The sequence below is a fragment of the Arthrobacter dokdonellae genome (genome assembly GCF_003268655.1).
Taxonomy (GTDB): Bacteria; Actinomycetota; Actinomycetes; order Actinomycetales; family Micrococcaceae; genus Specibacter; species Specibacter dokdonellae.
This window is the reverse complement of sequence record NZ_CP029642.1, coordinates 590000-616074: the sequence shown is the minus strand read 5'-3', so window position 1 is coordinate 616074 and position 26075 is coordinate 590000. Positions and strand designations below refer to the sequence as shown.

The following is a 26075-nucleotide window of genomic DNA, read 5'->3' as shown; positions in this document are numbered from 1 at the left end:
ATGGGGAGCGTGTTGTGACGGACAGGGCAGTGCCGCTGGATGGGCGGGGCGCCGCGGCCCGCGGGTCCGGCGCCAGGGACGCACGACGCCGGGCCGGCCGGCCCCCGCACGCCCTGCTGGGCCAGGCGCAGATCACCAAGGCGGCGCTGAAACTGGTGGCCCGCGACGGCTACAAGGGCCTCACGATGTCGGGGCTGGCCAGGGCGCTGAACGTTGCGCCGTCGGCCCTGTACAACCATGTCAGCTCAAAGCAGGACGTGCTGCTGCTTGTGGAGGATTCGCTCATGGGCCGGGTGGACGTGTCGGCGTTTGCCGCCAGGCCATGGGCCGAGGCCGTCCGGCTCTGGGCGCACTCCTACCGGGACGCCTTTTCGGCCCACCTGCCGCTGATTCCGGTCATTGCCCTGCTGCCCGTGACCAACGCGCCGCAAACGATCAGGATGTACGAGGCCGTGACGGAAGGTTTTCTGCGTGCGGGCTGGCCGCAGGAGCGGATCGTCGACGCGATCGTTGCCCTGGAATCCTTCATTTTTGGTTCCGCCTACGACGTCAACGCGCCCGCGGACATCTTTGCCACCGGCGAGCTGGAGGCCGAGGCGCCGCACTTCAGCGCCGCCGTCGCCCGCCGCCGGAATCCGGACGGCCACAACGACGCCGATGCCGCCTTTGCCCTGGGCCTGGACGCCCTGGTGGCCGGGCTGGCGGCGGCGATCGTTCCCTCCGCCACCGGCTGACCGGGCCGGCCCCGGATCCTGGCGCGGGCTAGCCAGCGCGGCCGCGGCTCCCTAGGCTGAACCTGAACGTCTTACCGCCAGACCAAACGGAGAACACCATGGGATTCAGCATCAGCAACGCCGCACTTCGCCTCGTCTCGGGCGCGTTCATCCTCAATTCCGGCGTCGGCAAGCTCGGCCTGGACCCGGAGCACGCCGCCGGCCTGCAGGCATCCGCCGCCCGGGTCATCCCCCAGGCGGCAACCCTGGAGCCGGAGCAGTTCGGCCGCTACCTGAGCTATGCGGAAATCGGAATCGGCTCGGCGCTGCTGCTGCCCTTCGTCCCGTCCCGGCTGGCGGGACTGATGCTCGGCGCCTTTTCCGGCGGCCTCTTCGCCAACTACCTCAAGTCCCCCGGGCTGACGGAAGCGGACGGCATCCGGCCCACGCCGGCGGGCGTGGCCCTGGCCAAGGACGTCTGGCTCGTGGGGATCGCGGCGGCGCTGATCTTCCACCGCAGGCGGCGCTGAGGCCGCCTCTGGCCTTGCCGGCGGTTCGATGGCATCCTAGGCATAGGCCGCCATAGGTCTCATCCATCGTGTAGCGCGGCCGCACCTTGGAGGAGAAGACATGGAACCCATTGGAGAACCGACGGGGCACCCCGCCGTGTTTGACGGCCCGCCGGCGTTTGATGACCTGCGCCGCGCCGTGGACGGCGCACTGTTCGCACCCGGACAGCCCGGCTACACCGAGCTGTCCACCCCCTGGAACCTGGCCGTTCGCACCAGCCCGGCCGCCGTACTGGAAGCCGCCACGGCGCAGGACGTGGTGGAGGCCGTCAGGTTCGCCTCCGCCAACGGGCTGCCGGTCGCGGTGCAGGCCACCGGACACGGAATCGCCAGCGACCTCGACGGCGCCCTGCTCATCCACACCCGGAACCTGGCCGAATGCACCATCGACCCCCGCGGCTGGGCGCGCACGGGCGCCGGCGTCACGTGGAAGACGGTCCTCTCGGCGTGCGCGGGCACCGGCCTCGCCGGACTGTGCGGCTCCGCCCCCGGCGTCAGCGTGGCGGGCTACACCAGCGGGGGCGGAATCGGCCCCATGGCCCGCACGTTCGGCGCCGCCTCCGACCAGGTCCGCGCGTTCGACGTCGTCACCGGCGACGGCCGGCTGCGCCACGTCACCGCGGAAACCGAGCCGGACCTCTTCTGGGGCCTGCGCGGCGGCAAGTCGTCCCTGGGCATCATCACCGCCACTGAATTCAACCTCCTGCCGCTGCCCACCATCTACGCCGGCGCGCTGTTCTTCGGCGAGGACTCGGCCGCCCGCGCCACGTTCGCCTGGTCCAGCTGGTGCCACACGCTGCCGCCGGAGGCCAGCACCTCGCTGGCCCTCATGCAGCTCCCGCCCACGCCCGGTGTGCCCGAAGCGCTGGCCGGGACGTTCACCGCCGCGGTCCGCTACGTGTACACCGGCAGCCCGGACGACGGCGCCCGCTGGCTTGCGCCGATGCGCGCGGCCGGGGTGCCCCTCATGGATGCGGTGCAAACGATGCCCTACTCGATGATCGGCATGGTGCACTCCGACCCGGAGGACGCGCTGCCCGCCAGCGAGGCGTCCTGCCTGCTGGCGGACTTTGGCCCCGAGGCCGCACAAACCCTGCTTCGCGCAGTGGGGCCGGGCACCAACTCGCCACAGCTGCTGGTGGAAATCCGCCAGTTCGGCGGGGCCCTGTCCGAGGAGCCTGCCGTTCCCAGCGCCCTCTGCCACCGCGACGCCGGGTTTGGCCTGTACAGCGTGGGCGTTGCGGCGCCGCCGGAACTGCCGGCCATCGCCGTCCACGCCGCCGGGCTCCACGCGTCCATGGGCGAATGGCACTTCGGGGCGAACCTGCCGAATTTTTCGGCGTCCAGCGGCGCGGCGGGATTCGCCGCCAGCTACACGCCCGAAGTGCTGGCCAGGCTGACCCGCCTTGCCGCCCACTACGACCCCGACGCCCTGTTCCGGCTTGGCCAGGTGCCCGCGCGGTAAGGCCGCGGAGGCCGGTTCCGGCGCCGGCGCCCCCCCCGCTCAGGGTACGGTTTTGGCGGCTTCGCCCGCTGTCAGGTCACCATACCGGTACAGTCGGCCCACGGCACTCCACGGAACGCCTATTCCGGCGACGCCAGTCCCAACGCTGCCAGGATGAGCTGTTCGGGGCTTTCCGTGCCGGACACCGCGGCCGAGCCTTCGGCGGCTTCGCGGTTGTTCGCCGACACGGCATCCACCACCTCGCTGCGGTGGATGCTGACGTCGCGCGGGGCGTCAATGCCGATGCGCACGCCTTCGCCGCGGCCGCCGTCGAGGATGGTGACCGTGATGTTCCCGCCGATGACGATCTTCTCGCCAATCTTACGTGTCAATACCAGCATGCAGTTCCTTCCATGGATGTGCTGACAGGTTGAAAAGCTAAAGTTCGGGCGACGTTGCCGGGTAACCGTCCACCCAGCCCACCGGGTATCCGAGCTCGTTGACGGTCTCCGGCGTGGCCGTTTCCGCCGCGCCGAGGACGGCCAGGGCGTCGGGCACCGCGTGCCAGGACGCCTGCCGGGTCCAGGCCTGGGTGTCCTCAGGCTTGTGGGCCGCGTCCACCACCAGCCACAGCTGGTTGGGCTGCACCGAGGAGAGCGCCTGGGGACTCGAGGACCCCCTGGTCCCGATACTGAATGCTATCAACAGCGGCTTGCCGTCAACGGCCGCCAGGGCCTGCACCCTTTTCACCTCGGGGCTGTCGATGAGGACGTGCCCCACCCCGTTGGACCGGAAGTCGCCCGCCGTCCGCAGCTCTGCCCCGCCGTCGATGGCGCCCGCCATGGCCCAGGCGGTGCGCAGCGGCTGGTCGCGCCGCCCCACCAGCACCACCAGGTCTCCCGGCGCCCCGCACAGTTGTGGCACGCCGTTCGCGTCTTGCCCGTCTCCCAAGGGCAACGCTTCGAGGGACAGGACCTCGGAAGGCCCGTCTTCAGAAGTCCCATCGTCAACGGGCAGGGCCTCGGCGCTGTCCCCGATCCGTTCCGCCATCCGGCCCAGGATCGCGTCAAAGTCGGGTTTCTGGGTGGAGACCAGCGCGCTGTCGGAGGGTCCGGCGTCGTCGGCGCCGTCGGCATCCGCCAGCAGGTCGGCCAGGCCGCGCCGGGCGCCCGTGCGGGGCCGGGAGGGGCCCGCGCGCCGCGACCTGCCGGCCGTGTTCGGCGACGGATGCCCGTCCACCTCGACGGTCACCTCGAAGGACGTCGTGGCGCCCAGGCCGAACAGCCCTCCGGTCTGGATGCGTTCGGCACGGATGATCCGGGCCCTTGGACCGTAGCTGTCGAAGAGCTGCCAGCGCAGGCCCTCGATGCTGTGGCCCCTAAGCTGAAATCGACTGGGCACTGCGCACAACTCCTACGGTGTCGATGGTCGGGTTTCCGGCCGTTGCCTCCGTGTAGGAGAGCACGGGAAGCCCCTTGACGCGGCCGGAGACCAGCCGCCAGATGGCCGGGCGGAGCGCCGGGGCGCAGACCAGGACCGGGCTGTGGCCCGCGGCCTCGGCGGCCGTGAACGTCTCCGTCACGGACACCAGAAAGGCTTCGAGCCGGGACGGGTCGACCACGATCTGGGTGCCGAGCTCGGAGGGACGCAGGCCCTCCAGCAGGGACTGTTCCAGGGAGGGATCGATCATCAGCACGGCCAGCGAGCTGCCGTCAAGGCACCTGTCCGCGATGACCGGGCCCAGCGCGGTCCGTGCCGCTTCAATGAGCGTTTCAGGCTCCGTGCCCTTCTTCGCGTGCAGCGACAGGGCCTCATAGATCCGGGGAAGGTCGTTGATGGGCACCTGCTCCTCCAAGAGCCCCTGCAGCACGCGCTGGACCTCGCCCAGGGACAGCTGTCCGGGGACCAGCTCCTCCACGATCGACGGCGAGACGTCCTTGACGCCCTCGGTGAGCACACGCACGTCCTCGCGGCTGAGCAGGCGGGCGGCGTTGGCGTTGACAATGGCGGAGAGGTGCGTGATGAGCACGGAGACGCGGTCGATCACGGTGGCGCCGGCCATTTCGGCGCTGTGCCGCATTTCCGCCGGAATCCACTTGCCGGCCAGCCCGAACACGGGCTCCACGGTGGGGGTGCCGGGCAGGGCTCCCAGCTGGTCGCCGAGGGCCAGGACGCGGCCGGCCGGGGCGGTCCCGCGCCCGGCCTCGACGCCGGCAATGCGGATCACGTAGGTCGACGGCGGCAGCTCCACATGGTCGCGGGTGCGCACCGGCGGCACCACCATGCCCAGCTCCATGGCCACCTTGTGCCGCAGCGCCTTGATCCGGGCCAGAAGGTCGTCCGCGGAGCCCGAAACAAGGTCCACGAGGTCGGTGGACAGCTGGATTTCCAGTGCCTGGACGCGCATCTGCCCGATGATGTCCTCCGTGGTCTCGGCCTGGGGCGCCGCGACCGCCGCCTCCAGCTCCTTCGCGGCGGCCGCCTTCTTCTCGCCCACCTTGACCCGCTGGCCGATGAACAGCAGCAGGGCCCCGACGCCCAGGAACAGGAACACCGGCATGCCGGGGATCACGGACATGATGATCGCCGCGACACCGGACACGAGCAGGGCCGAGCGTGACTGGGTGAGCTGCAGGGCCGCCGTCGTGCCCATGTCCGAGGACGCGTTGGAGCGGGTGACGATCATGCCGGTGGCGACGGCCATCAGCAGGGCCGGGATCTGCGAGACCAGGCCGTCGCCGACGGACAGCAGCGAGTACGTTTTGACGGCGTCGGTGATGTCCATGCCGCGCTGGAGCATGCCGATGGCGATGCCGCCCACGAGGTTGATGATGATGATGATGATGCCGACAATGGCATCGCCCTTGACGAACTTGGACGCACCGTCCATGGCGCCGTAGAAGTCGGCCTCGGCGGAGACCTCCACGCGGCGCTCCTTGGCCTCGACGTCGGTGATCAGGCCCGCGTTCAGGTCGGCGTCGATGGCCATCTGTTTGCCGGGCATGGCGTCGAGGGTGAAGCGGGCACCCACCTCGGCCACACGCTCGGCGCCCTTGGTGACCACCACGAACTGGATGACGACCAGGATCAGGAAGATCACGCCGCCAATGATCAGGTTCCCGCTGACGGTCACCTCGCCAAAGGCCTGGATCACCTGGCCGGCGTGGGCCTGCCCCAGCACCAGGCGGGTTGAGGCGACGTTGAGGCCGAGCCGGAACAGGGTGGCCACGAGCAGCAGCGACGGGAACACGGAAAAATCCAGTGGCTTCTTCACAAACATGCTGTTCATGAGCACCAGCAGCGCAAAGACAATGTTGATGATGATCAGGACGTCCAGCAGCATGGCCGGGATGGGGACCACCAGGAGCAGCACAATTCCCACCACCCCCATGGGGACGGCCAGCTTGGAGAAGTTGCGGTTCACGCGGGCATTCCTTTGCTTAGGTTGGTGCTGTTCGGCTTCGGCGGGATGGCGGAGCCGGCCGGGTGGAGCTGGTGCATCCCGGCCGCCGAGCCGCGCTTTTTCAAGGCCATGACAAACGCCAGGACGGCCGCCACCTGGTTGTACAGTTCCACCGGGATCTCCGCGCCAAGCTCACAGGAGCCGTGCAGGGCGCGGGCCAGGGGGATGTCCTTGACCAGGGGCACCTTCTTGGCCTCGGCCTCGGCCCGGATCCGGGCCGCCACCCGGTCCGCGCCCTTGGCCACCACACGGGGGGCGGACTTGCCCGGTTCGTACCGCAGGGCCACCGCCACATGCACGGGGTTGACGAGGACGACGTCGGCCGTCCCCACCGCGCTCATCATGCGGTTGCGCGCCATGGCCAGCTGGCGCTGGCGGCGGGCCGACTTGATCATGGGGTCGCCGTCGCTGGACTTGTTCTCGTCCTTGACTTCCTTCTTGGTCATGCGCGTCTTCTTGCGGTTGCGGCGGGAGATGACAAAGACGTCGGCCAGGGCCAGCAGCATCCCCGCCGCCACGGCGTACTGCACCAGCTGGACGACGCCGCCGCCGGCCGCGCCGAGCAGCTCGGTGATCTGCAGCCCGCCCGCCTGCAGCAGGACCGGGACCATCCCCTGGACCACCGTGTAGAGGACCAGCCCCACCACGGCGGTCTTCAGCAGCGCCTTCGCCCCGTTCCACAGCGCCTGCGTGCCCACCACGTTCTTGAGCCCCTTGAGCAGGTCAAACTGCTCAAACTTGGGCTTGAACTTCTTGAACCGGATGCCGCCCTGGACGGCGGCCGCCGCCAGCACCGCGGCCACCACCGCGAACAGCATGGGGCCCAGGATGCCGGCCACCGTCCCCACCCCCGTCTCCAGGGCGCGCAGCGCCACCAGCGGATCGGGGTGCGCGGCCATCGAGGCGGCCGTGAACATCTGGTCCGCCAGCGCGTTGGAGCTGCGTGCGATCACGCCGGGAAGCATGATGACGGCGGCCCCAACCCCCACCCAGGCGGTCAGGTCCTGGGAGCGGGACAACTGGCCCTTTTCCCGGACCTCCTTCATCCGCCGTTCGGTGGCTTTTTCGGTCCTCTCCCCCGTCTCAGCCACGGCCACCTGCCCGTGCAAGGTAGCCCAGGACCGTGTTGACCATGGTCGGGACCACGTGGCCCAGCCCCATGATCAGGAGCCCGCCCAGGGACAGGGTGAGCATGATCTTCAGCGGGAAGCCCATGGCAAAGGCGTTCAGTGCCGGTGCCACGCGGGTCAGCAGGCCCAGTCCGGCGTCGGCCAGAAACAGGACCACCAGCAGCGGGCCGGCGATCTGCACGGCGGCCAGGAACATTCCGGTGGTGGCGGTGGCAATGAGCTGGGCCGGGTGCGCCAGGTTGAACGCGGCGCCGACGGGAACCGCCTCGAAGGAGCGGGCCAGTCCGCCGATGATCAGCTGGTAGCCGTCGGAGGCAAAAAGCAGCGCCAGGGCCGTGAGCTGGAACAGCCGGGTGAACTGGGCGCCGTTGATCATGGACTGCGGGTCGAAGGCCTGGGCCATGGCAAAGCCGCCAAACGTGTCAACCATGGCGCCCGCCGTCTGGATGGCCGCAAACACCAGGTACACCAGGAAGCCCAACAGCGCCCCCGTCGCCACCTCCATCAGCAGGGCGAGGATGAACGGGCCGGCGTCGCTGACGGCCGCCGGGGCGGGAAGCCGTGCGGCCATGGCGACGGCCAGGCCCAGGGCCAGCATGCCCTTGACGCGCAGCGGGATCGCGTTGTAGGAAAACGGCGGGGCAATGACGATGAAGGCCGTGATGCGCACGGTGGCGAGCAGGCAGGTCTCCAGCCAGGCGGGGTCGATGGGAATGTTCACGGTTCAGCCCCTCAGCAACAAGGGGATCTTGTCGAAAAGATCGTGCGTGAACGAGACGATCTCCGTGATCATCCAGTGCCCGGTGATCAGCAGGGCCAGCGCCACGCCCACCGCCTTGGGCACGAAGGACAGGGTTGCCTCCTGGACCTGGGTGATGGACTGGAGCAGGGAGATGGCGAAGCCCACCACCAGGGCGGTCAGCAGGATCGGGGCGCACAGCTTGGCGGCCACCCAGAGCGCCTGGACGGCAATGTTGAGGACTTCGGCGGTGTTCACGGGCCGCCCCCGTAGCTTTTCACCAGGGCCGTGATGATCAGCCCCCAGCCGTCGACCAGGATGAACAGCAGGATCTTGAAGGGCAGGGAGATCATGACCGGCGGGAGCATCATCATGCCCATCGACATCAGGGAGGACGCCACCACGATGTCGATGATCAGGAACGGGATGAAGATGACAAAGCCGATGATGAACGCGCTGCGCAGCTCGGAGATCATGAACGCCGGGATCAGGGTCAGCATGGGCACCGCGTCCGGGGTGGCCGGGTTTTCCCGGCCTGCCGAGCGGGTCATGAGGGCAATGTCCGCCTCGCGGGTCTGCGGCAGCATGAAGTGCCGCAGCGGGCCGGACGCGGCGTCGAAGGCGGCGCCGATGTCCATGTGCCCGCCAAGATAGGGCTGGACGGCGGCCGTGTTGATGGCCACCAGCGTGGGCGACATGATGAACAGCGACAGGAACAGGGCCAGGCCCGCCACCACCTGGTTGGGCGGGATCGACTGCAGGCCCAGGGCGTTGCGGGTCATGGCCAGGACCACGAAGATCTTGGTGAAGGACGTCATCATCAACAGCAGCGCCGGGGCCACGGACAGCAGCGTGATCCCGAGCAGGGTGACGATCGCGGAGCTTGGCTGGCCGTCGAGTCCGTTAACCGTGACGTTGACGCCGCCCGGCGCGGCCGGGGCCGTGGGATCCGTCGGTGGCGTGGGCGGGACGGGATCGCCCGGGGCCATGACCGACAGGGCGTGGGCCGAGGCGGAAAAGACCATCTGGAAGGCGAGAAGGAGGGCCAGGACCAGCCCCAGCATCACCGCAGCCCTGCCCCAGCGGCGCAGGGTGACGGAGTGCGTGTTCACGGAAGCAGGGCCTTGCGCACGGCCGCCCCTGCCTGCTGCCACGTCTTCGGCGAAAGGATCGAGCCGGAGAGCGCCTCCTGGCGGGGGCGGTGGTGGCGCGCACGCAGGGGCCGGGACCCGGCGTCGTCCATTCCCTGCCGGCCCATGCCGGCGGCGCGCATCGACTGGTCAAAGGCAGGCTCGTCGACGGGGACCGGTTCCGGGGCAGGCCCGTCGTGCAGGACGTTGATGGAGTGTTCGGTCACGCCCAGCAGGAACCGGCGGCCGTCGGCGTCAACCACCACCACGGAGGCTTTTTGGCCCACGCTGCGCCGGCTGACGACGGCGAGGTCGGCTCCCGCGGCGGCACGGCTGCCCTTGGACCATCGCTTTTGGGCCATCCACAGCAGGACCACCACCACGGCCAGGGACAGCGCCACCCGCAAGACCAGCAGGAGCGTGTCCACTTAGACGACCGTCTCCGGGGAGTCGAGGATCTTTGTCACCCGCACGGCGTATTCCTGGTCGACCACCACAACCTCGCCGTGCGCAATGAGGCGCCCGTTGAGCAGGATGTCCGCGGGGGCACCGGCGGACCGGTCCAGGTCCACCACGTCGCCGGGTTCCAGGCCCAGAACATTGGCGACGGTCATGCGGGTGCGCCCGATCACCACGGACAGGGCCATTTCGACGTCGTGGATGCGGCCCATCTTGTGGGCGCTGATGTCCATCCCACCGGTCGACGGGCGGTTTGCCGCCTGGTCGACCCGGATCGCGAACCAGGCAAAGGGCTCGGTCCGGCCCGGCTCGGAGATCCGGAAGACGGAGGACTGCGGGTCGGTGAAGAGCGCCGTGGAGTCGTCCTGGGCCACGTCACCGAGCACGCCGGAACCGAGGGTTTCGGCGGCGGCTTCCAGCGCCGGCCGCAGCACGTCCGCGGCGGAGACGGAGGCCGAACCCCCGGACTGCCTGATGGCGGCCTCGGTGGCCGTCGGCAGGGAAAGGGCCAGTTCCGCCGAGACCGCTCCCAGGTAGTCGACGGTCAGCGTCGTCATGCCCGTGGCTGGAATTTCCCCGTTGGCGACCGGCCAGAGCACCGGCTCCAGGGGGCCGGAGGCGGGCAGCAGGCGCGCCAGGGCCTCCACGGCTCCGGTGTGAAGTGTTGGGGCGGATGTCACGGGGCACTCTCCTCGATTGAAACTACTTGCCCGGCCTGCCGGGTGCCATGCGTTACGCCGACGGCGCGCGCCACGGGCCTGCCTGCCACGGTCAGGTCAAAGGGCCTGCCGGTGGGATGCCGGAGCGGCAAAACATCGCCCACGGCCAGGTTGAGTATGGCGCCGGGCCGGATGGCGACCGGCGCGAGGGCCATTTCCACGTCGACCGGGGTTCCGGCCAGGTGGCCTCGCAGCTGCCCGGGTGCGTCGGCCGGGTCGCTCATGGGATTGCTGGTGCCCAGCTGGTCCAGCAGCGGGTCGGCCGGGAGCGCGACGGTGGTGTCCCAGGAGGTGTCACCGACGGTGACGCCGAGCTTGGCGACGATCATCAGCGTGTCGGTGGCCGCGGCCTGGGCGAATTGTGAGTTGAAGAGGATGTCATGCACAGTGGGCGGGGCGGACAGCAGCGAGCCGAAGGAATAGGCAAGGTCTTCGAACGCGTCCTGCATAAACTGCTGCACCAGCGCCTGCTCAATATGCGTGAACTTGCGGTTGGGCACGGCGGCGGTCAGGCTGCCGCCCAGCATGCGCGTGATCCAGTGGAAGACCGCGTCCGTGGGGTACTGGATGACCCCCTTGGCGTCCTGTCCCTCGATGGCGCAGATCACCACGGCGGTCGTGGTCGGCAGGGAGGCGGCGTATTCGTCGTACGTGACCATGCTGATGTTTTCGGACACCACCGTCGATGCGGCGCGGATCGTGGAGGTCAGCAGCGTCCCCCACTGCCTGGCGTACGTTTCAAAGGCCAGCTCGAGGACGCGGCTATGTTCCCTCGCCAGGGTGGTGGGCCGGCCAAAGTCGTACACCTCAACGGCACGCGCCAGCTCGCTGCCGGGCAGGGCTGGGTTGAGTGAAAGTACTGGCACGTCTGGCACTATCGGCAGCGGGCGGCTTCCCGTTAGGGCTGGTTCACCTTGACTTTCAACGCCTTCGGGATCAGGGCCCGCACGTCCTCCGTCTGGTTGGAGAGGACCACGATGTCCACCCTCCGGTTCAGTTCCCGCAGGGCCTCGGTGGAGTCGTCGTTGACCTGGCGCGATGCGCCGTATCCGACGGCGCCGATGGTGGATCCGGGGATGCGGCTGTGCTCGACGAGGAAGCGCAGCACCCTGACGGCGCGTTCGGAGGACAGCTCCCAGACGGAGGGATAGCCGGTGACGGCGTTGGCCGCGTGACCCTCCACGGAAATTTCCAGCTTGGCCTTTTCCAGCACCGGCGCAATCGCGGTCAGGACCCTGTCGGCCCGCACCGACAGGGCGGGGCTGTCGGGCAGGAAGAAGGTCTGGGAGCCGACCAGCTTGACGGTCAGCCCGCGCTCGTCGACGGAGAATTCGACGTTGGCGGCCAGCCCGGCCTTGGCCAGGCGGGAGTGCATTTCATCGCGGAGGGCGGTCAGCTTGGCCACCTCGGCAAGTGCCTGCGCCATCTTGTCGTTGGTGAACGAGCCTTCCTTGCCGACATCCTTCGGCGCCACAATCACCCCGGTGGCCGTGTCGATCTTGCCGACGTTGACCTGCCCGAACCCTGTCGCCAGGGAGTCCTTCAGCTGGCTGAACTTTGCGTTGTCCACCGAGGACATGGCGTAGAGGACGATGAACAGGCACATCAGCACCGTCACCATGTCCATGTAGGAGGCCATCCAGCGTTCGTCCGGGTGGTGTTCGGGGGAGCCCCGCCGGCGCGGGCCGCGGCCGCCCCGGCCCGCTTTCACGCCGCCGACTTCAGCTGGTCGTCGTTCCCGGACTTGGCGTCGGCCTTGGCCGGCCCCCGGCGGTGTTCCGGGACGAGCGCGGTGAGCCGTTCGCGCAGGAGGATGGGCTGGGAGCCCGCCTGGACGGCGAGGACGCCCTCCATCAGGAGCGTCATCCGGTCCACCTCAAGCTCGGAAAGCCGGGCCAGGCGGCCTGCGATGGGCAGCCACATGAAGTTGGCGGACAGGAGTCCCCACAGCGTGGCGACGAAGGCGCTGGCGATCATCGGGCCCAGCGTGCTGGGCGTGGAGAGGTTTTCCAGCACGTGGGTGAGTGAGACCACGGTGCCGACAATGCCCACGGTCGGGGCGTAGCCGCCCAGCTGTTGGAAGAACCGGGAGGCGATGCTGTCGGTTTTCATCTTCGTGTCGATGGCGTCGTCCAGCATTTCGCGCAGCTCGTCGCCGTCAGTGCCGTCCGCAATGTTTTGCAGGGCGTCGCGAAGAAAGGCGTCTTCTGTCTTGGCGGCGTCTTCCTCCAGCGCGAGCAGGCCCTTGCGTCGGGCCTTCTCGGCGAGGGCAACCACCGTGTCGATGCTCTCAATCGGGGGGGCCGGCTTGGCCGTGAAGGCCTTGGGCAGGGACTTGAAGGCGTGCAGGAAGTCCTTCGTGGTGGAACCGGCCAGGCCCACGGAGATGGTCCCGACAAAGACCAGCAGCATCGGCGGCAGCAGGATGATGCTGCCCACCGTCGACCCTTCCATGGTGAGCATGGCCACGAGGGCGCCAAAGGCGACCAGTATGCCTATGAGGGTTGCCGGATCCATGGCCTACTGCCCGCCCGTGCTGGTGCCGTCGGACGGGTCCGCCGGGTGGATGACGCTCAGGTGCGACGTCCGCTTGGCCGGCGCCGGGGCCTCGCTGTAGGCGGTGGCAATGACCTGCGCACGAAAGGCGGCGATCTTGTCGATGACCGCCGCCATGGACTCGGTGACGATGAACCGCGCGCCGTCGGCCATGACCAGGATGGTGTCGGGGGATTCAAAGATGCGGGCGATGAGGTCCGGATTCACCGCGAAGTGCCGGCCGTCAAGGCGGGTCACAGTTATCATGGGCGCATCCTTTTCACGGCTTTCATGGTGTCAACCACGTACACCGCCCACTGTCGGCCGTCCCGCCCCATTCGTTAGGAGCGGGACGGCCGCGGCGCGGCTACCGCTTGAGCTGTGTCAGCTCCTGCAGGACCTCGTCCGAGGTGGTGATGATGCGCGCGTTGGCCTGGAAACCGCGCTGGGCCACGATCAGGTTGGTGAATTCCTGGGACAGGTCGACGTTGGACATTTCCACGTAGCCGCTGGTGAGTTCGCCGAGGCCGCCCTGCCCGGCCGTGCCGATCGTTGCACCGCCCGAGGAGGCGGTGGCCCGGTAGCTGGACGAGCCGAGCTTTTCCAGGCCGCCGGGGTTGGTGAAGTTCGCCAGCGCCACCTGGCCGATCACCATGTTCTCGCCGTTGGTGAACGTCCCGGTCAGGGTGCCGTCGGTGCCCATGCTGAAGGATTCCAGCGTGCCGGCCGCGTTGCCGTCATGGCTGGTCACGGCGAGGGTGCTGGATCCGGCGTTGCTGGTCAGGGCACCCAGGTCAACGGTGATTCCGCCGCTGGTCAGCGTGGTGCCGGCCGGGAGCGCTCCGTTGGTGAACGTCAGAGGCTGCGCCGCGCCGCCGTCCGCACTGGCCTGCCACCCGCCCGCCGTCATCGTGAACGTCAACGCGAGGTTGCCGGCCGCGCCACGGGCGTCAAACGACTGGACGTCGCGGACCACCGTGGCGCCCACCGCCGCGTCGCTGGGCAGGTTGCCGCCCAAAACCACCGACTTGGTGGCGGCCGGGGGTGCCACCATGTCCTTGGAGATGCGGATGTCGCCGAGCGCGCCGCTGGAGTTGACCTTGCCGCCCGGGGCGGACCAGCCCTGCAGCAGGGACCCGTCCGGGGAGACGAGCCGGCCGCGGGAGTCAAAGTCGAAGGCCCCGGCCCGGGCGTAGGACTGCTGGCCGCCCTTGCTGGTGACGAAGAAGCCGTCGCCCGAGATCATCATGTCCGTGGAACGGCCGGTGGCCTGGGCCGAACCCTGGGAGAAGTTCGTGGAGATGGCGGCGACCTGCACGCCGAGGCCGACCTGGGCCGCGTTGGTGCCGCCGGTGGCCGCCTGGGCCGCGGAGCCGGAGCGTGCCACCTGGGACAGGGTGTCCTGGAATTGCACGCTGGAGCCCTTGTAGCCGGCCGTGTTGACGTTGGCGATGTTGTTGCCGGTGACGTCGAGCATGGTCTGGTGGGCGCGGAGGCCGGAAATGCCTGAATACAGTGAGCGAAGCATGGGTGGAGCCTTTCTGTGCCGGGTAGGTGCTGCGGGTTACGGTGCCGTGGCACCTGGTGAAGTGACGCCTAAAATGGTGTCCAGCGGGACGCTGAGTTCGCCGACCTTGACCGCTGGGGTGCCCAGGGCGAAGGACACGGAATCGGCCACACCGCTGTGTGCTGTCCCGTCCGCGTCCTTCCACGAAATGTCGCGGCCGATCATGGCCGCGGCCGCCGTGCGCATCTGCAGCGAGAAGTTCTCCGTTGCGGTCTTGTCCATGCTCGTGAGTTTCTCCATGGTGGCCAGCTGGGTGGTCTGGGAGATCATCTGGTTCGTGTCCATGGGCGACGACGGATCCTGGTTCCGCAGCTGGGTCACCAGCAGGTTCATGAAGACCTCGGAGTCCATGGCCTGCTTGGGCGCACGCGCCGGGGAGGTGCTGTACACGCCGCTGACCGAGGTGGCCGGGGTGATGGATTCGGTGGTGATGGTGCGCTCCTTTTCTAAACCGTGATGTCGAGTGATGTTGTGTGCGTGGGCGTCCCGCGTGACTCCTGGCGGGGCGCGGCCGGTTGATCCCGGCCGGCGGCGGCGCCCCACGGCCCCGGTCCCGGTTCCCGGGGGGCCGGGCCGTTCTGGCCGAAGCCGTTCTGGCCAAACGAGTGCGCCTGGCCGCCGGTCCCGCCGTTCAGCGAAGAGGACAGGCTGAGGGACGACTGCACCCCCTGCCCGGCCAGGTCCCGGCGCAGTTCGGTCAGTATCAGGCGCAGCCCGTCCCGTCCGGCGTCGGTCGCGGCCGCCAGTTCGATCCGGAGGCCGTCGGCGCCCAAGTGGGCGCTGACGGTGACGGGCCCCAGCGACTGCGGCGCCACCTGCACCGTCATGACGCGCTGCCCGGCCTGCCCCGTGGCCAGCTGAAAAATGGGACGCGCCAGCTGTTCGGTCAACGGAGGCGGCGCCGCCTGAGGTGCCGCGGCGGCGGGCGCCGCCGGCGCTGCTGCGGCCGCCGGCTGGGCTGCCGGCAAGCCGCCGGACACGGCCGGCAGCCCGCCCTGCTGGCGGCCGTCCGACGTCGTGTCCCCGCCGTCCTGACGTGCGACGCCGGCAACGGCCACGGGCGTCGGGCCCCCCGCCGTCGTGGTCGCGGCGGCCGCGGCAGCGCCCTGCGGCACGGCTGGCGTGCTCACGGCAGCCTGGCCGGTCGCTGCCACGGCTGAAGTGCCTGTCGCGGGACTCCCGGCCGCAGGACTCCCGGAAGCCGGCTTGTCGGCAGCCGCGCGGCGCGGGCCGGACTGACTTTCCGACGGCGTGGCCGCCACTGCTGCCGCTGCCGCAGCCATGGGCGGGGCCGAAGCAGCTGCGACGGCGGCAGCGGGTACCGCAGCCGCCGCGGAACCGGACGCGGCCGGCTGACCGGTGCCCGGCGAGGCCCCGGGCGCGACGGGGGGAGCCGCCGGGACGCCAGCGCCAGACGGCACGGCACCGGCGGGCGGCATAGCAGCGCCAGGCGGCACAGCAGAATCCAGGGCGGCGGGCGCCCCCAAGGAAACCCCCGCCGCCGGCGCCCCGGTCGCGGTGTCCGCACCGGGAGTCCACTTAGTGGCAGGGGATTGTGCGTCAACCGGCCCGGTCCCGTTGGCCCGCGCGCCCGTGGCCGCAGCAGACACGACGGCGCCCTGCACGCCGGCCAGCCAGGCCACGGCCGCCGGCGAGGCCGCCGTCGTGGCGGGATCCTGCACAGCGGCGCCCGGCTCCGTGCCGTCAGCAGCCGTGCCGCCGGCAGCCTTGCTGCCCTGGCCCTTGTCTTCAGGCCCCTTGCCCGCGGCCGCTCCCACGGCGTCGTCCAGATGCTCGGAAAAGCTCGGCCCTTGCGCGGGCTGCTTTGCCGCCGCGTCCCCTCCGGCACGTCCGGTCACCTTGCCCGCGGCGGCCGGCAGCGGCCCTGCGCCCCCGACGGCGGTCACAGTCCGGTCTTTCGGCGGGACAGGGCAAGCTCGTCGAGGAAGCCTTGTTCGGCGTGCAGCTCGGCCGTGTCACACTCGTGCTGGTGCCGGTCGGCCAATTTCTCCAGCGAGCTGGCAGCTGTTTTGGCTTGGACCAGTGCAGCTTGGGCCGTCTCGGCCTCCAACTCCAGCGTCGCGGCCAGTGCCTGCAGGTCCAGCAGCAGGCTGCGTGAGGCGGCCCGCGACGCCGCGGCGGCGGCAAGCGCCGACGCCGAATCCGCATCGGCGGCGGAGTCGGCCAACGTGCCGCGGGTCGTGGCCAGGCGGCGGGCATGGGAGGTCCGCCTGGCGTTGGCCTGCGCCAAGGTCGCGGAGGCCTGGTCTTCCTGCAGCCTGCGCAGGCGGAAAAGGCCGGCGAGCCGGAATGCGTTGGTCATGAAAGCCCTCCAAACAGGTCGACAAGGGAACTCAGTTCTGCCCAGGATTCCTCGACGGAAACCTGGTGTTCCAGCTCCTGCTGGAGGAAGCGGTTGATCGGCGCCGCGTGCAGCAGGGCCGCGTCCACCAGCGGGTTGGATCCCGGCTGGTAGGCGCCGACGTCGACCAGGTCCTGGGCGGCGCGGCGGGCGGCCATGACCCGGCGCAGGGTGGCGGCGTCGGCCTTTTGTTCCGGGGTGCACACCTTGGAGGCCACCCGGGAAATGGAGGCCAGGGCGTCGATGGAGGGAAAGTGTCCGGCGACGGCCAGTTTCCGGTCCAGAACGATGTGCCCGTCCAGGATGGACCGCACGGCGTCGGCGATGGGTTCGTTGTGGTCGTCGCCGTCCACCAGCACCGTGTACATCCCGGTGACGGAGCCGTGCGCGTCGGTGCCGGCCCGTTCCAGGAGCCTGGCCAGCACGGAAAAGGTCGACGGCGGGTACCCGCGGGTCGCGGGAGGCTCGCCGACCGAAAGCCCGATTTCACGCTGGGCCATGGCCACGCGGGTGAGCGAGTCCATCATCAACATCACGTCGGCGCCGGTGTCGCGGAACGATTCCGCGATCCGGGTGGCCGTGAAGGCGGCCCGCAGCCTGACCAGCGCGGGCTCGTCGCCGGTGGCCACCACCACAATGGACCTGGCCAGGCCCTCGGGACCAAGGTCGTCCTCAAGGAATTCCCGGACCTCCCGGCCGCGCTCCCCCACCAGGGCGATCACCGAGACCTCGGCGTCGGTGCCCCTGGCGATCATGGACAGCAGCGACGACTTTCCCACGCCCGATCCGGCGAACAGGCCCATCCGCTGCCCGCGGCCAATGGTGGTGAGGGTGTCCACCACCCGGACCCCGGTGCCGAGCGGAACCCGGATCCGCGCCCGGTCCATGGAGTTCGGCGAACCGTTCGCTGCCGGCACGCCCGGACCCGCGGCCAGCGGGCCCTTGCCGTCGATGGGCCGTCCCAGCCCGTCCAGCACCCGGCCCAGCAGGCCCCGGCCGGTGGGGACCAGCAGGGGTTCCAGCCGTGCCCGGACCAAGTCGCCCTGCGCCAGTCCCTCCATCGGGCCCAGCGGCATGATGGTCAGGGTGTCCCGGCCGACGGCGACCACCTCGGCCATCGTGTCACGTCCCCCCGCTTGGGTGGCGGCGATGGTGACGAGGCCGCCGACGGCGCAGCGCAGGCCGCTGACCTGGGCCGTCAGGCCGACGACGGCGGAAACGACGCCCACGCGTTCGGGCGCCGCGGCGCGCACGGCAGCATCCAGCCGGGCGGCGCTGTGCCCGGTAAGCGCGGCGGGCCAGGTGGTTCTCATTCCGGGGCCTCCCGCAACGCCCGCCGGGCGCGGTCCAGGGCAGTGGAGATGCGTGCGTCGAGAAAGCCGTCCTGGTATTCCGCCACCGCGTCGCCGGGGGCGGTGGCGGGGTCGGCCACCAGTTCCACGCCGGCGTCCACCAGGGCTTCCGTGCCGATGACGGCCAGGTCCTGCGGATTCAGCCGGACGCGGGGGGCCCCGGCGGGATCCTGTGCGGCCAGCACCCGCGCCAGGACGGCCTTGGACCGCGTACCGCCGTCGTCGAGCTCCCTCCCCAGCACGGCTTCGGCCAGCGTGAGGGCAGATGCCACCAGCGTTTGTTCCGCTTCCGCCAGCACGGGAAGGGTGCGGGCCGACAGCGCGGCCGCGGCCGCCGCGAGGGCGGCGCGCTGCGCCTCCGCCCGGGTCCGCAGCTCGTCCTGCAGCGACTGGTGCGCCGCTTCCAGCTCGGCGCGCTGAAGGGCCGCTTCCTTCCGGGCGCGTTCCTGGCCGGCCGCATAGCCCAGCGTGTGCCCGCGCCGGTAGCCACGCTCCAGCGCACCGGCGCTGAGCTGGGCCTGTTCCTCGGTGGGCACCGCCGGAAAGACGATGGGCTGCAGGGAGGCAGTGCGGTTAGTAGACATAGTCGTCCTCGTCCGCATCCCCGCGGTGCACGGAAATTTCCCCGGCTTCCTCGAGTTCGCGGATGATCCTGCCGATGTCCGCCCGTGCCTGCTCCACGTCCGAGGCCCGGACAGGTCCCAGCGCCTCGATTTCGGCGTCGAGGAGGACGCGGTTGCGTTCGGAAATGTTGCTGCGGATGGCGTCCTGGACCGTGGCGGGGGCGCCCTTCATGGCCAATGCCAGCGTGCCGGCTTCCTTGCCGCGCAGGGCCTTTTGGACGTCCTGGCTGTCGAGCTTGACCAGGTCCATGAAGGTCAGCATCCGCGAGCGGACTTCCTCCGCCAGGACGGGGTCGCGTTGGGTGAGCTCGTCCAGCAGGGCGCGCTCGGTCACGGCGTCGGAGCGGTTCAGGATGTCCACCAGCGGCTGGACGCCGCCGATCACGGCTGTCTTGTCGCGCGTGCCCACCACCGTCAGGGCGCGCTTTTTCAGGGCCTGGGCCAGGATGCCGACAAACTCGGGCGTTGCCGGGCCCATGACGGCGATGGCCTGTGCCACATCCGTGCGGACGTCAGCGGGAAGTCCGGCGAGCGCGCCGGAGGCCCGGTCGGGGCGCATGTGGGCCAGCACCAGCGCGATCGTGGCAGGCATCTCGCCTTCCAGCAGGGCGGCCAGCTGTCCGGGGTCGGCGTCGTCGAGGAACTCGAAGGGCTTGCCGGCAATCTTGGTCGAGAGCCTGTTCATGACGCCTGCCGCGCGTTCGGCGCCGAAGGACGCCTCCAGCAGGCCGGCCGCGTAGTCGCGCCCGCCCAGCGCGGCGTGCCGGCCGCTGACCACCAGGTCGTGGAATTCGTCCACGACGGAGTCGGCGACGTCCGCCTGCACGCGGCGCATGTTGACGATCTCGGAGGCCACGGCTTCCGCCTCGGGCTCGCTGAGGTGGGCCATCACGGCGGCAGCGGCGGGCTGGGTCAGCTGCATGAGGAGCGCGGCCGCCTTCTGTACGCCGCTGAGCTCCTTGGTCTCGCTCATACCCCTGCCTTCTCGTCCATGAACGAGCGCAGCAGCGCGGCGGTGCCTTCCGGGTCCTTGACGGCCAGCGCGTTAAGCGATTTCCGCCGGCTGGAGGATTCGCTCGGTTCGCTGACGGGCAGCACCACCGGTTCCGGGATGGCCGGCAGGGCGGTGGTTTGGGGCGACACCGTCACGGCCAGCGGGTCCAGCCGCCCCAGTTCCTCCTTGCGCTCGCCCAGGTCCACCAGCTGGCGCACCTGGCGGCGGTTCTTCCGGGCGTACAGCACCAGGGCCAGGAGCAGCAGCAGCACCACGCCCCCGGCGTACAGGATGGTCCGCCACGTCTTCGCCGTTGCGGCGGCGTTCGCCTCGGCCTTGGCGGCGTCGAGCGCGGCCTTGGCGGCGTCGGCCTGCGCCGTGGAGAACGGCAGGACCTTAAGGCTGACCACGTCGCCGCGGGTTTTGTCGATGCCGGCCGCGGCCGCCACCATGTCCGTCAGGGTCGCGGCATCCACTTTTTTCGCCGCGTTCGTGTCCACGGCAACGGCCAGGGACTGCTTTTGCAGCGTCCCGGCGGGGATGTTGGTGTTCGCCGTGGTCTTGTCCACGGCGTTGTTCTTCGTGGTGGTGGTGGACTCGCTGGTGCCGGCCGACGCCTGTCCGGACGGAACGGCGATGTTGTCGGGGCCCAGCACCCCGGCCCCGCTCCCGCCGCCGCCGTTGGACTTGTTGCTGCTGGAGGACTCGTTGAGGGCGGGCGCGCCGCTCGGCGCGACGAACGATTCCTTCACCACCTCCGAGGAGGACTTGTCCATGGCCGCCGTCAGCGAGACGGTCGAGTTTCCGGGCCCCAGCACGCGGTCAAGCATCGCCTGGACGGTCGACGTCGTACGTTTTTCGTAGTCCGTGGCCTGCTTGTCCGCGCCGCCGCCCAGCGCCGTGCCGGCCGCGGAGAGGACATTGCCCTTGGCGTCAACCACGGAGACATTGGCCGGCGTCAGCCCCTCCACGGACGACGACACCAGGTGCACCACGGCGTCCACCTGGTCCGAGGAGAGCTGGCCGGAGCCGGAGGTCTCCACGAACACGGACGCGGTGGGATCGGCCTTCGTGGAGGTGAAGACGGTACTTTCCGGGATGGCGAGCTTGACGGACGCGTTTTGCACGCCGTTCATGGCCATGATGGTCTTCGCCAGCTCGCCCTCCATGGCCCGCTTGTACGTGACATTTTGCTGGAATTCCGAGGAGGTGACCCCCATCGTGTCCAGCAACGAGTAGCCGCTGGTGGTCGCCGCCGGGAGTCCCGCCGAGGCTGCCTTGAGCCGTTCGTCGTAGACCTTGGCATCGGGGACCAGGATGGTGGAGCCGCCGTTGGTCAGCTGGTACGGGACATTGTCCGTCTTGAGCTGGGCGACGATGGCGCTGGCGTCCGCGGCGGCAACACCGGTGAACAGGGGCGAGTACGTGGGCTTGGTCAGCCACGTGCCAAGGGCCACCGCGCCGAGCACCAGCACGGCGATGCCGATGACGGCCAGGGTGCGCTGGGCAATGCTGAAGCCCTTGAGCGTCCCGGAGGCGCGGTTCATGAATTGGGAGACGAGGGGCGGCATCAGGCCTGCATCCGCATGATCTCGTTAAACGCGTCGACGCCCTTGTTCCGCACGGCGGCAACAAGTTCCAGCGTCACTTGTGCGCGCGTTGCGGCAATGGTGGCGTTGTGGATGTCGTCCAGGCTGCCGGTGACGGCCTGGACGGCCAGGGACTTGGAGTTGCTGGAGAGGGCCTGGGCGTTGTCCAGCGCACCGGCCAGGGCGGCGCCGAAGCCGGAACCGTCAGTGGCCGGCTGCGCCTGGGCTGCGTCCGGCAGATAGCCGGTGGCCGTGGTCGCCTGGACGCCGGAGATGGGTGTGGGGATCAAAAGGTCACTTTCCAATCTGCAATGCGGCCTCGTACATGGCCTTGGCGCGGTCCACCACGCCGGCGTTGGCCTGGTAGCCGCGCTGGGCCATGATGAGCTGCCCCATTTGGGAGGCCAGGTCAATGTCCGGGTACCGCACGTAGCCTTCGGCGTCGGCCAGCGGATGGTCCGGCTCGTAGACCTTCCGGCCCGCGGCGTCGCCGTAGGCGGCGCCGGCAACGTAGACGCCGGAGTCGCCCTGCCCGGCCTCGGCCAGCACGTAGCGGGCGCGGAAGGCGTCGCCGCTGGTGGCCGTGACTGTATTGGCGTTGGCGAGGTTGTCCGAGATCGCGTCGAGCCACTTGCGGTGCACCGTCAGGGCCGTGGCGGCGATGCCAATTGCGTCCGACATTACTGCGTCTTCAATGCTGTGCGCATGGCGGTGAATTCACCGTTGACGGCCTGGGCCGCGAACTGGTACCGGAGGGTGGTCTCCACGTTGGAGAGCGTCTCGGTGTCGAGGTTGACGTTGTTGCCATTGGTCTGGGTCGGTTCCAGGGAGCGGGCGATGGTTGCGGTGGCATGCCCGTCACCGGCCTTCACGGATGCGGCCAAGGCGTCCTCAAACATGACGCGTTGGGCCGTGTATCCGGGCGTGTTGACGTTGGCGATGTTGTTCGCGATCACCTTTTGGCGTTCGGACAGCGAGTTGAGCGCGCTTGTCAGCGCAACAGTGACCACGGAATCCAGCACAGCGCTCTTCCTTCATGAAAGGGGGCCGGTCCATGGCCTGGTGACGAGCAGTCCGTGCTCGTTCGTATCTATCGGCCGGTTCGTGATATCCGTTAGGGGCTCTGCGCAAATATTTTTGGGGCCTTTTGGGCCCGTGGCTTTGCCTAACCAGCGACGTCGACGTACACCGGACGGACGTTCCGGCGCTTCGGCACCAGCGCCGCCAGTTCATGTTCGACGCCGGTCCTCGCCTCGGCGAGAACGCCCACCGCCTGCGCCTGGAGGCCGGCCAGGTACCGGGCCCTGCCCAGCAGCAGCTCGGGCAGCGGACCCAGGCCTGCGGGGGCGGTCCAGGCGCTTGCGGCGGTTGCGTCGCCTGTCGTGGCGTGTCCGGCCAGAGCGGCTTCCGCCTCCTGCTGCATCGTGTCCAGGGATTCCTCCCACCGGCGCAGCGATTCTTCGTCCGCGGTCAGCTCCGTGAGCGCCTTGTCCGCGGAGGCCAGCAAGTTGGGCCAGATCACGCCATCCCCCCGACAGCCGCGGCGGCCTGCCCCGCGGGCATGGCGGCGGCCTCATGCCAGCTCTGGCGCAGCGGCTCCAGCAGGGCGATGCATTCGCGGGTCAACGCCACGTTGCGGAAAATGTTGGCGTTCATCATGGCCGTCCCGGCGTAGTTGTAGATGCCGAGCATGTTCCCGGCCCCGTCCCAGGCGCCCACTTCCAGGGAGCCGGTGAGTTCGGCAATGATGTCCTGCGCGTGCAGCAGCTGCTTGCCCGCGGCTTCCCATTGTTCGGCCACCTGCGCGGACTCGGCGCGCGCCAGGTCCAGCAGGAGCCGGTCGTAGAGCATCACCAGCAGGCGCGCCGGGGAGGCGGAGAGAATGGCCTCGCGCTGGTAGGCGTTCAGCGATTTGTTGGCGGCTGTTTCCGTCATTTCTTCTGGCTGCTTCCGGCGTCGAAGGAACTGATTTGGGAGGTGAGCCAGCTCTGCTGGGACTGCATCTTGCCCAGCTGGACCTCCAGGTTGGTGTAAACGGCCTGGAGCGATGCCCGGCGCGTGGCCAGCCGGCTGTCCCAGTCGACAATTTGGCTGTTGAGGTCGTCAATGACTGTCTGCTGGCCATTGATCCGCTGCGACAGGGTCCCGTCGATCGGGTCGGAGACGGACTTTGCCGCCGTCGCGACACGGTCCGCTATGGTCTGCAGGGTCTTCTCCACGCCGGCCGGGTCCTTGGCGTAGGCGGCGGCGAAGGCGTCCGCGTCAAAGGAGAAGTCGCCGTTCTTCGTCGAGTTGATGCCGATCGTGGCCGGCGAATTGCCGTCGATGGGCGCCGTCACCGCGTTGAACAGCGCGTTCTTGGCGGCGCCGGTGGTGCTGTCGGCCGTGAACAGGCCGCCGGTGACGGCGGCCGCCGCTCCCGTGCCGGTGGTCGTGACCGCCGCCTGGGTGAAGATCGAGCCGATCACGATGTTGACGTTGCTGACCAGGTCCTTGGCGGTCGAGGTGACCTTGGCGGCATCCCGCGTGACGGTGACCGTGGCCGGATCCGTGGTGACCTGGTTGACGGTGACGTTCACGCCGGGGGCGAGTTCGGCGAAGCTGTTGCTCGCGCTCGTGATCGACGTGGCAGCGGCGGTGCCGGCCCACAGTGTGACCTGGGCATCCTGGCCGGTGCGCAACGTGGCAGCTCCGGGGGCGGCTAGGAGCGCAGGCGCCGTGCCGGCGTCGTACTCTGCCTTGCTGCCAAACACGGCGGTGAACTGGTGGGCCGCGCCGGTGTCCGTGGACGTGAGCTGGAGCCGGTACACGGCAGCGCCGTTGGCGTCCGTGCCGGCTGCGACTTTGACGGCGGAGATGCCGGCGTCGGATTTGTTAATCGCGTAGGCCATGTCGTCGAGACTGGTGCCGGCCGCCGTCACCTCGGTGGAGGTGCCATCCGGCCTCACAAAGCTCATGGTGGTGCCGGGAGCCTCGGTGAGGGGGGCGCTGACCACGGAGTGGGAGGCGGCCAACTTGTCCACCGTGAGGTCCAGGGCCGTGTTGCGTGCCGAGGAGGAGACGCTCACGGTGACGGCACTGGAGCTGGAGGAAGCCTGGTAGAAATCGAGGCCGCCGGTCGCGGCGATGCCCGCGGCCTGCGTGGTGAGGGCGGCAAACTTGGTGTTCAGCGCCTGCATGGCCGTTTGAAGTGCGGTGTCGGTGGTTACCTTGGTCTTCATCAGCGTCTGCGGGCCTGCTTCGGCCGCGATGAGCGCGTTGATGATGGAGGTCGTGTCGAGGCCGGAGACCAGCCCGTCGATGCCCATGCCCATGAGGCGGTTCCTTCCGGCAGTGCGCGAATACCTGTGGTGCGGGTGGGGCCAATTTCTTGTCCCCGTTGTTGCTGGCGGTGCCGCGGCGGCCGTGCAAATGCACGGCCACCACGGCGTCCGGAGTCGGTGCCCCGGATTTACTGCGTGGTTTAGCCGAGGAGTTTCAGGACGCCCTGGTTGCTCTGGTTGGCCTGTGCCAGCATGGCCGTGCCTGCCTGGGAGAGGATGTTGGAGCGGGTGAAGCTCACCATCTCCGAAGCCATGTCCACGTCCGTGATGCGCGAGGAGGCCGCCGTCAGGTTTTCCTTGCCAACGTTGAGGCTGTTGATCGCTGACTCGAAGCGGTTCTGCACGGCACCGATGTCGGCGCGGACGGCAGAGACTGCCTTGATTTGGATGTCGATGGCGGTGATGGCGGCCTGTGCGCCGTCGTGGCTGCCGAAGTCCAGCCCGGCCACCGCTGCGCCGACAACACCTGCGGCGAGCCCGCCCGTCGCGGTTCCGCCATCAACCGTGCTGCCGTCGTTTGCCTTGACGACAATGCCGGTGCCCAAACCATTCGAATCCTTGACGGCCGTGGCGGTGAACTTGGCCGAGAAACCCGCGTCCTTGTTCAGCTCGGCTGCCAGGTCATCGGCGGTCTTGGCGGTGCCGCTCAAGGTGACATCGACGCTGGACGTGGAGTTGCCGTCTGCCGATGTCGACTTGAAGTTGTACGCAGTGGCCGTCAGGGTCGGCGCGCCCGTGGTCCCATCGAACGCTGCGATGTTGAACGTCGTGCCCGAGGTAGTCGTCGTTGCGGCCAGCTTGGCGGCGATTCCGCCGACGTCCGCCTTCGTCAGGTCGACGTTGAGGGTGGACGACGCGTTGCCGTCGGCCCCAATCTGGAAGTTCAGGTTCGCCTTGCCGTCCAGCAGCTTCGTGCCGTTGAAGTTGGTGGCACCGGAAATGCGGGTCAACTCCTGTGACAGCTGCGTGGCTTCCTTGGTGATGGCGTCGCGGGAATCGGCGTTGTTGGAGTCGTTACCGGCCTGGACCGCAAGGTCGCGCATGCGCTGCAGGATGGAGTGGACTTCGGTCAGGGCACCTTCAGCGGTCTGGATGACCGAGATGCCGTCCTGGGCGTTGCGGGCGGCGACCCCGTAGCCGTTGACCTGCGACTTCAGGCCCTCGGAGATGGCCAGGCCGGCCGCGTCGTCGGCGGCACGGTTGATGCGCAGGCCGCTGGAGAGCTTCTCCATCGACTTGGACAGCGCGTTCTGGGTGTTGTTGAGGTTGCGGTAAGCATTGTTTGCCGCGAGGTTGGTGTTGACTTGCATGCCCATGAGTGGATCCTCCGTGAGTGTGGGTACTGTCCTGCCGCCCATCCGTGG

31 protein-coding genes are annotated in these 26075 nt (G+C 69.2%); 3 read left to right on the top strand and 28 right to left on the bottom strand.

Annotation, left to right across the window (positions count from 1 at the left end; genetic code table 11):
• Window positions 1-14 precede the first annotated feature (14 nt).
• The 3 genes from DMB86_RS02775 to DMB86_RS02765 all read left to right on the top strand — a co-directional run bounded on the left by DMB86_RS02775 (window position 15) and on the right by DMB86_RS02765 (window position 2747).
• Window positions 15-734 carry a TetR/AcrR family transcriptional regulator gene (locus tag DMB86_RS02775; RefSeq protein WP_418202297.1) on the top strand — a complete coding sequence of 240 codons (720 nt, stop codon included), beginning with the start codon at window positions 15-17 and terminating at the stop codon, window positions 732-734.
• Window positions 735-832: 98 nt separating this feature from the next.
• A complete protein-coding gene (locus DMB86_RS02770) occupies window positions 833-1243 on the top strand; it encodes a hypothetical protein (protein ID WP_113716455.1) in 411 nt (136 codons plus the stop codon).
• 100 nt (window positions 1244-1343) lie between these two features.
• Window positions 1344-2747, top strand: coding sequence for an FAD-binding oxidoreductase (locus DMB86_RS02765; RefSeq protein ID WP_113716454.1), 1404 nt, complete (start codon window positions 1344-1346; stop codon window positions 2745-2747).
• A 119-nt stretch (window positions 2748-2866) separates the two neighbouring features.
• Here DMB86_RS02765 and csrA read toward each other — a convergent pair whose 3' ends face one another.
• The 28 genes from csrA to DMB86_RS02625 all read right to left on the bottom strand — a co-directional run bounded on the left by csrA (window position 2867) and on the right by DMB86_RS02625 (window position 26027).
• A complete protein-coding gene (csrA, locus tag DMB86_RS02760; RefSeq protein ID WP_113716453.1) occupies window positions 2867-3127 on the bottom strand; it encodes a carbon storage regulator CsrA in 261 nt (86 codons plus the stop codon).
• Window positions 3128-3164: 37 nt separating this feature from the next.
• Window positions 3165-4127, bottom strand: a complete 963-nt coding sequence (locus DMB86_RS02755) for a hypothetical protein (RefSeq protein ID WP_113716452.1) — start codon at window positions 4125-4127, stop codon at window positions 3165-3167.
• Window positions 4105-6117: a flagellar biosynthesis protein FlhA gene (locus DMB86_RS02750; RefSeq protein WP_418202318.1), complete on the bottom strand. Its 2013-nt coding sequence runs from the start codon at window positions 6115-6117 to the stop codon at window positions 4105-4107. Before DMB86_RS02750 ends, DMB86_RS02755 begins: the two co-directional genes overlap by 23 nt.
• Before the next feature lie 29 nt (window positions 6118-6146).
• Window positions 6147-7280 carry an EscU/YscU/HrcU family type III secretion system export apparatus switch protein gene (locus DMB86_RS02745; protein WP_113719287.1) on the bottom strand — a complete coding sequence of 378 codons (1134 nt, stop codon included), beginning with the start codon at window positions 7278-7280 and terminating at the stop codon, window positions 6147-6149.
• On the bottom strand, window positions 7273-8040 hold the full coding sequence (locus DMB86_RS02740) for a flagellar biosynthetic protein FliR (protein WP_113716450.1): 768 nt from the start codon (window positions 8038-8040) through the stop codon (window positions 7273-7275). Before DMB86_RS02740 ends, DMB86_RS02745 begins: the two co-directional genes overlap by 8 nt.
• 3 nt (window positions 8041-8043) lie before the next feature.
• The gene (fliQ, locus tag DMB86_RS02735) at window positions 8044-8316 is read right to left on the bottom strand and encodes a flagellar biosynthesis protein FliQ (RefSeq protein ID WP_113716449.1); all 273 of its coding nucleotides are present in this window, start codon (window positions 8314-8316) and stop codon (window positions 8044-8046) included.
• Complete coding sequence (gene fliP / locus DMB86_RS02730; RefSeq protein WP_113719286.1) at window positions 8313-9122, bottom strand: flagellar type III secretion system pore protein FliP; 810 nt, start codon at window positions 9120-9122, stop codon at window positions 8313-8315. Before fliP ends, fliQ begins: the two co-directional genes overlap by 4 nt.
• Window positions 9123-9166: 44 nt before the next feature.
• Window positions 9167-9616: a flagellar biosynthetic protein FliO gene (gene fliO / locus DMB86_RS02725; RefSeq protein ID WP_113716448.1), complete on the bottom strand. Its 450-nt coding sequence runs from the start codon at window positions 9614-9616 to the stop codon at window positions 9167-9169.
• Entirely contained in the window at window positions 9617-10327 is a 711-nt protein-coding gene (gene fliN, locus DMB86_RS02720; RefSeq protein ID WP_113716447.1) for a flagellar motor switch protein FliN, read from the bottom strand. It abuts the gene before it with no gap.
• Window positions 10324-11232 (bottom strand): flagellar motor switch protein FliM, encoded by a 909-nt coding sequence (locus tag DMB86_RS02715; RefSeq protein ID WP_227878558.1) that lies wholly within the window; start codon window positions 11230-11232, stop codon window positions 10324-10326. Before DMB86_RS02715 ends, fliN begins: the two co-directional genes overlap by 4 nt.
• A gap of 32 nt (window positions 11233-11264) precedes the next feature.
• Window positions 11265-12077, bottom strand: a complete 813-nt coding sequence (locus DMB86_RS02710) for an OmpA/MotB family protein (protein ID WP_227878557.1) — start codon at window positions 12075-12077, stop codon at window positions 11265-11267.
• Window positions 12074-12883, bottom strand: a complete 810-nt coding sequence (locus tag DMB86_RS02705) for a motility protein A (protein WP_113716446.1) — start codon at window positions 12881-12883, stop codon at window positions 12074-12076. The genes DMB86_RS02710 and DMB86_RS02705 overlap by 4 nt, the downstream gene beginning before the upstream one ends.
• Before the next feature lie 3 nt (window positions 12884-12886).
• Window positions 12887-13168 carry a flagellar FlbD family protein gene (locus DMB86_RS02700; RefSeq protein WP_113716445.1) on the bottom strand — a complete coding sequence of 94 codons (282 nt, stop codon included), beginning with the start codon at window positions 13166-13168 and terminating at the stop codon, window positions 12887-12889.
• A gap of 100 nt (window positions 13169-13268) precedes the next feature.
• Window positions 13269-14429 (bottom strand): flagellar hook protein FlgE, encoded by a 1161-nt coding sequence (locus tag DMB86_RS02695; RefSeq protein WP_113716444.1) that lies wholly within the window; start codon window positions 14427-14429, stop codon window positions 13269-13271.
• 36 nt (window positions 14430-14465) lie between these two features.
• Window positions 14466-14858 (bottom strand): flagellar hook assembly protein FlgD, encoded by a 393-nt coding sequence (locus DMB86_RS02690; RefSeq protein ID WP_236783350.1) that lies wholly within the window; start codon window positions 14856-14858, stop codon window positions 14466-14468.
• Between the two features lie 56 nt (window positions 14859-14914).
• Window positions 14915-16375, bottom strand: a complete 1461-nt coding sequence (locus tag DMB86_RS02685; RefSeq protein ID WP_113716443.1) for a flagellar hook-length control protein FliK — start codon at window positions 16373-16375, stop codon at window positions 14915-14917.
• Window positions 16372-16791 (bottom strand): hypothetical protein, encoded by a 420-nt coding sequence (locus DMB86_RS02680; protein WP_113716442.1) that lies wholly within the window; start codon window positions 16789-16791, stop codon window positions 16372-16374. The genes DMB86_RS02685 and DMB86_RS02680 overlap by 4 nt, the downstream gene beginning before the upstream one ends.
• Window positions 16788-18143, bottom strand: a complete 1356-nt coding sequence (locus DMB86_RS02675; RefSeq protein WP_113716441.1) for a FliI/YscN family ATPase — start codon at window positions 18141-18143, stop codon at window positions 16788-16790. The genes DMB86_RS02680 and DMB86_RS02675 overlap by 4 nt, the downstream gene beginning before the upstream one ends.
• The gene (locus DMB86_RS02670; RefSeq protein ID WP_171814342.1) at window positions 18140-18766 is read right to left on the bottom strand and encodes a FliH/SctL family protein; all 627 of its coding nucleotides are present in this window, start codon (window positions 18764-18766) and stop codon (window positions 18140-18142) included. The genes DMB86_RS02675 and DMB86_RS02670 overlap by 4 nt, the downstream gene beginning before the upstream one ends.
• Entirely contained in the window at window positions 18756-19778 is a 1023-nt protein-coding gene (gene fliG / locus DMB86_RS02665) for a flagellar motor switch protein FliG (RefSeq protein WP_113716439.1), read from the bottom strand. Before fliG ends, DMB86_RS02670 begins: the two co-directional genes overlap by 11 nt.
• Complete coding sequence (gene fliF, locus DMB86_RS02660) at window positions 19775-21370, bottom strand: flagellar basal-body MS-ring/collar protein FliF (RefSeq protein WP_113716438.1); 1596 nt, start codon at window positions 21368-21370, stop codon at window positions 19775-19777. The genes fliG and fliF overlap by 4 nt, the downstream gene beginning before the upstream one ends.
• Window positions 21370-21627, bottom strand: coding sequence for a flagellar hook-basal body complex protein FliE (gene fliE / locus DMB86_RS02655; protein WP_227878692.1), 258 nt, complete (start codon window positions 21625-21627; stop codon window positions 21370-21372). The genes fliF and fliE overlap by 1 nt, the downstream gene beginning before the upstream one ends.
• A 55-nt stretch (window positions 21628-21682) precedes the next feature.
• Window positions 21683-22069, bottom strand: coding sequence for a flagellar basal body rod protein FlgC (gene flgC / locus DMB86_RS02650; protein WP_113716437.1), 387 nt, complete (start codon window positions 22067-22069; stop codon window positions 21683-21685).
• Window positions 22069-22410, bottom strand: coding sequence for a flagellar basal body rod protein FlgB (locus tag DMB86_RS02645; protein ID WP_113716436.1), 342 nt, complete (start codon window positions 22408-22410; stop codon window positions 22069-22071). Before DMB86_RS02645 ends, flgC begins: the two co-directional genes overlap by 1 nt.
• A gap of 143 nt (window positions 22411-22553) precedes the next feature.
• On the bottom strand, window positions 22554-22910 hold the full coding sequence (locus DMB86_RS02640; RefSeq protein WP_113716435.1) for a hypothetical protein: 357 nt from the start codon (window positions 22908-22910) through the stop codon (window positions 22554-22556).
• A complete protein-coding gene (fliS, locus tag DMB86_RS02635; RefSeq protein ID WP_113716434.1) occupies window positions 22907-23323 on the bottom strand; it encodes a flagellar export chaperone FliS in 417 nt (138 codons plus the stop codon). The genes DMB86_RS02640 and fliS overlap by 4 nt, the downstream gene beginning before the upstream one ends.
• On the bottom strand, window positions 23320-24702 hold the full coding sequence (gene fliD, locus DMB86_RS02630; RefSeq protein ID WP_113716433.1) for a flagellar filament capping protein FliD: 1383 nt from the start codon (window positions 24700-24702) through the stop codon (window positions 23320-23322). Before fliD ends, fliS begins: the two co-directional genes overlap by 4 nt.
• Before the next feature lie 149 nt (window positions 24703-24851).
• Window positions 24852-26027, bottom strand: coding sequence for a flagellin N-terminal helical domain-containing protein (locus DMB86_RS02625; protein WP_113716432.1), 1176 nt, complete (start codon window positions 26025-26027; stop codon window positions 24852-24854).
• Between the last annotated feature and the right edge of the window lie 48 nt (window positions 26028-26075).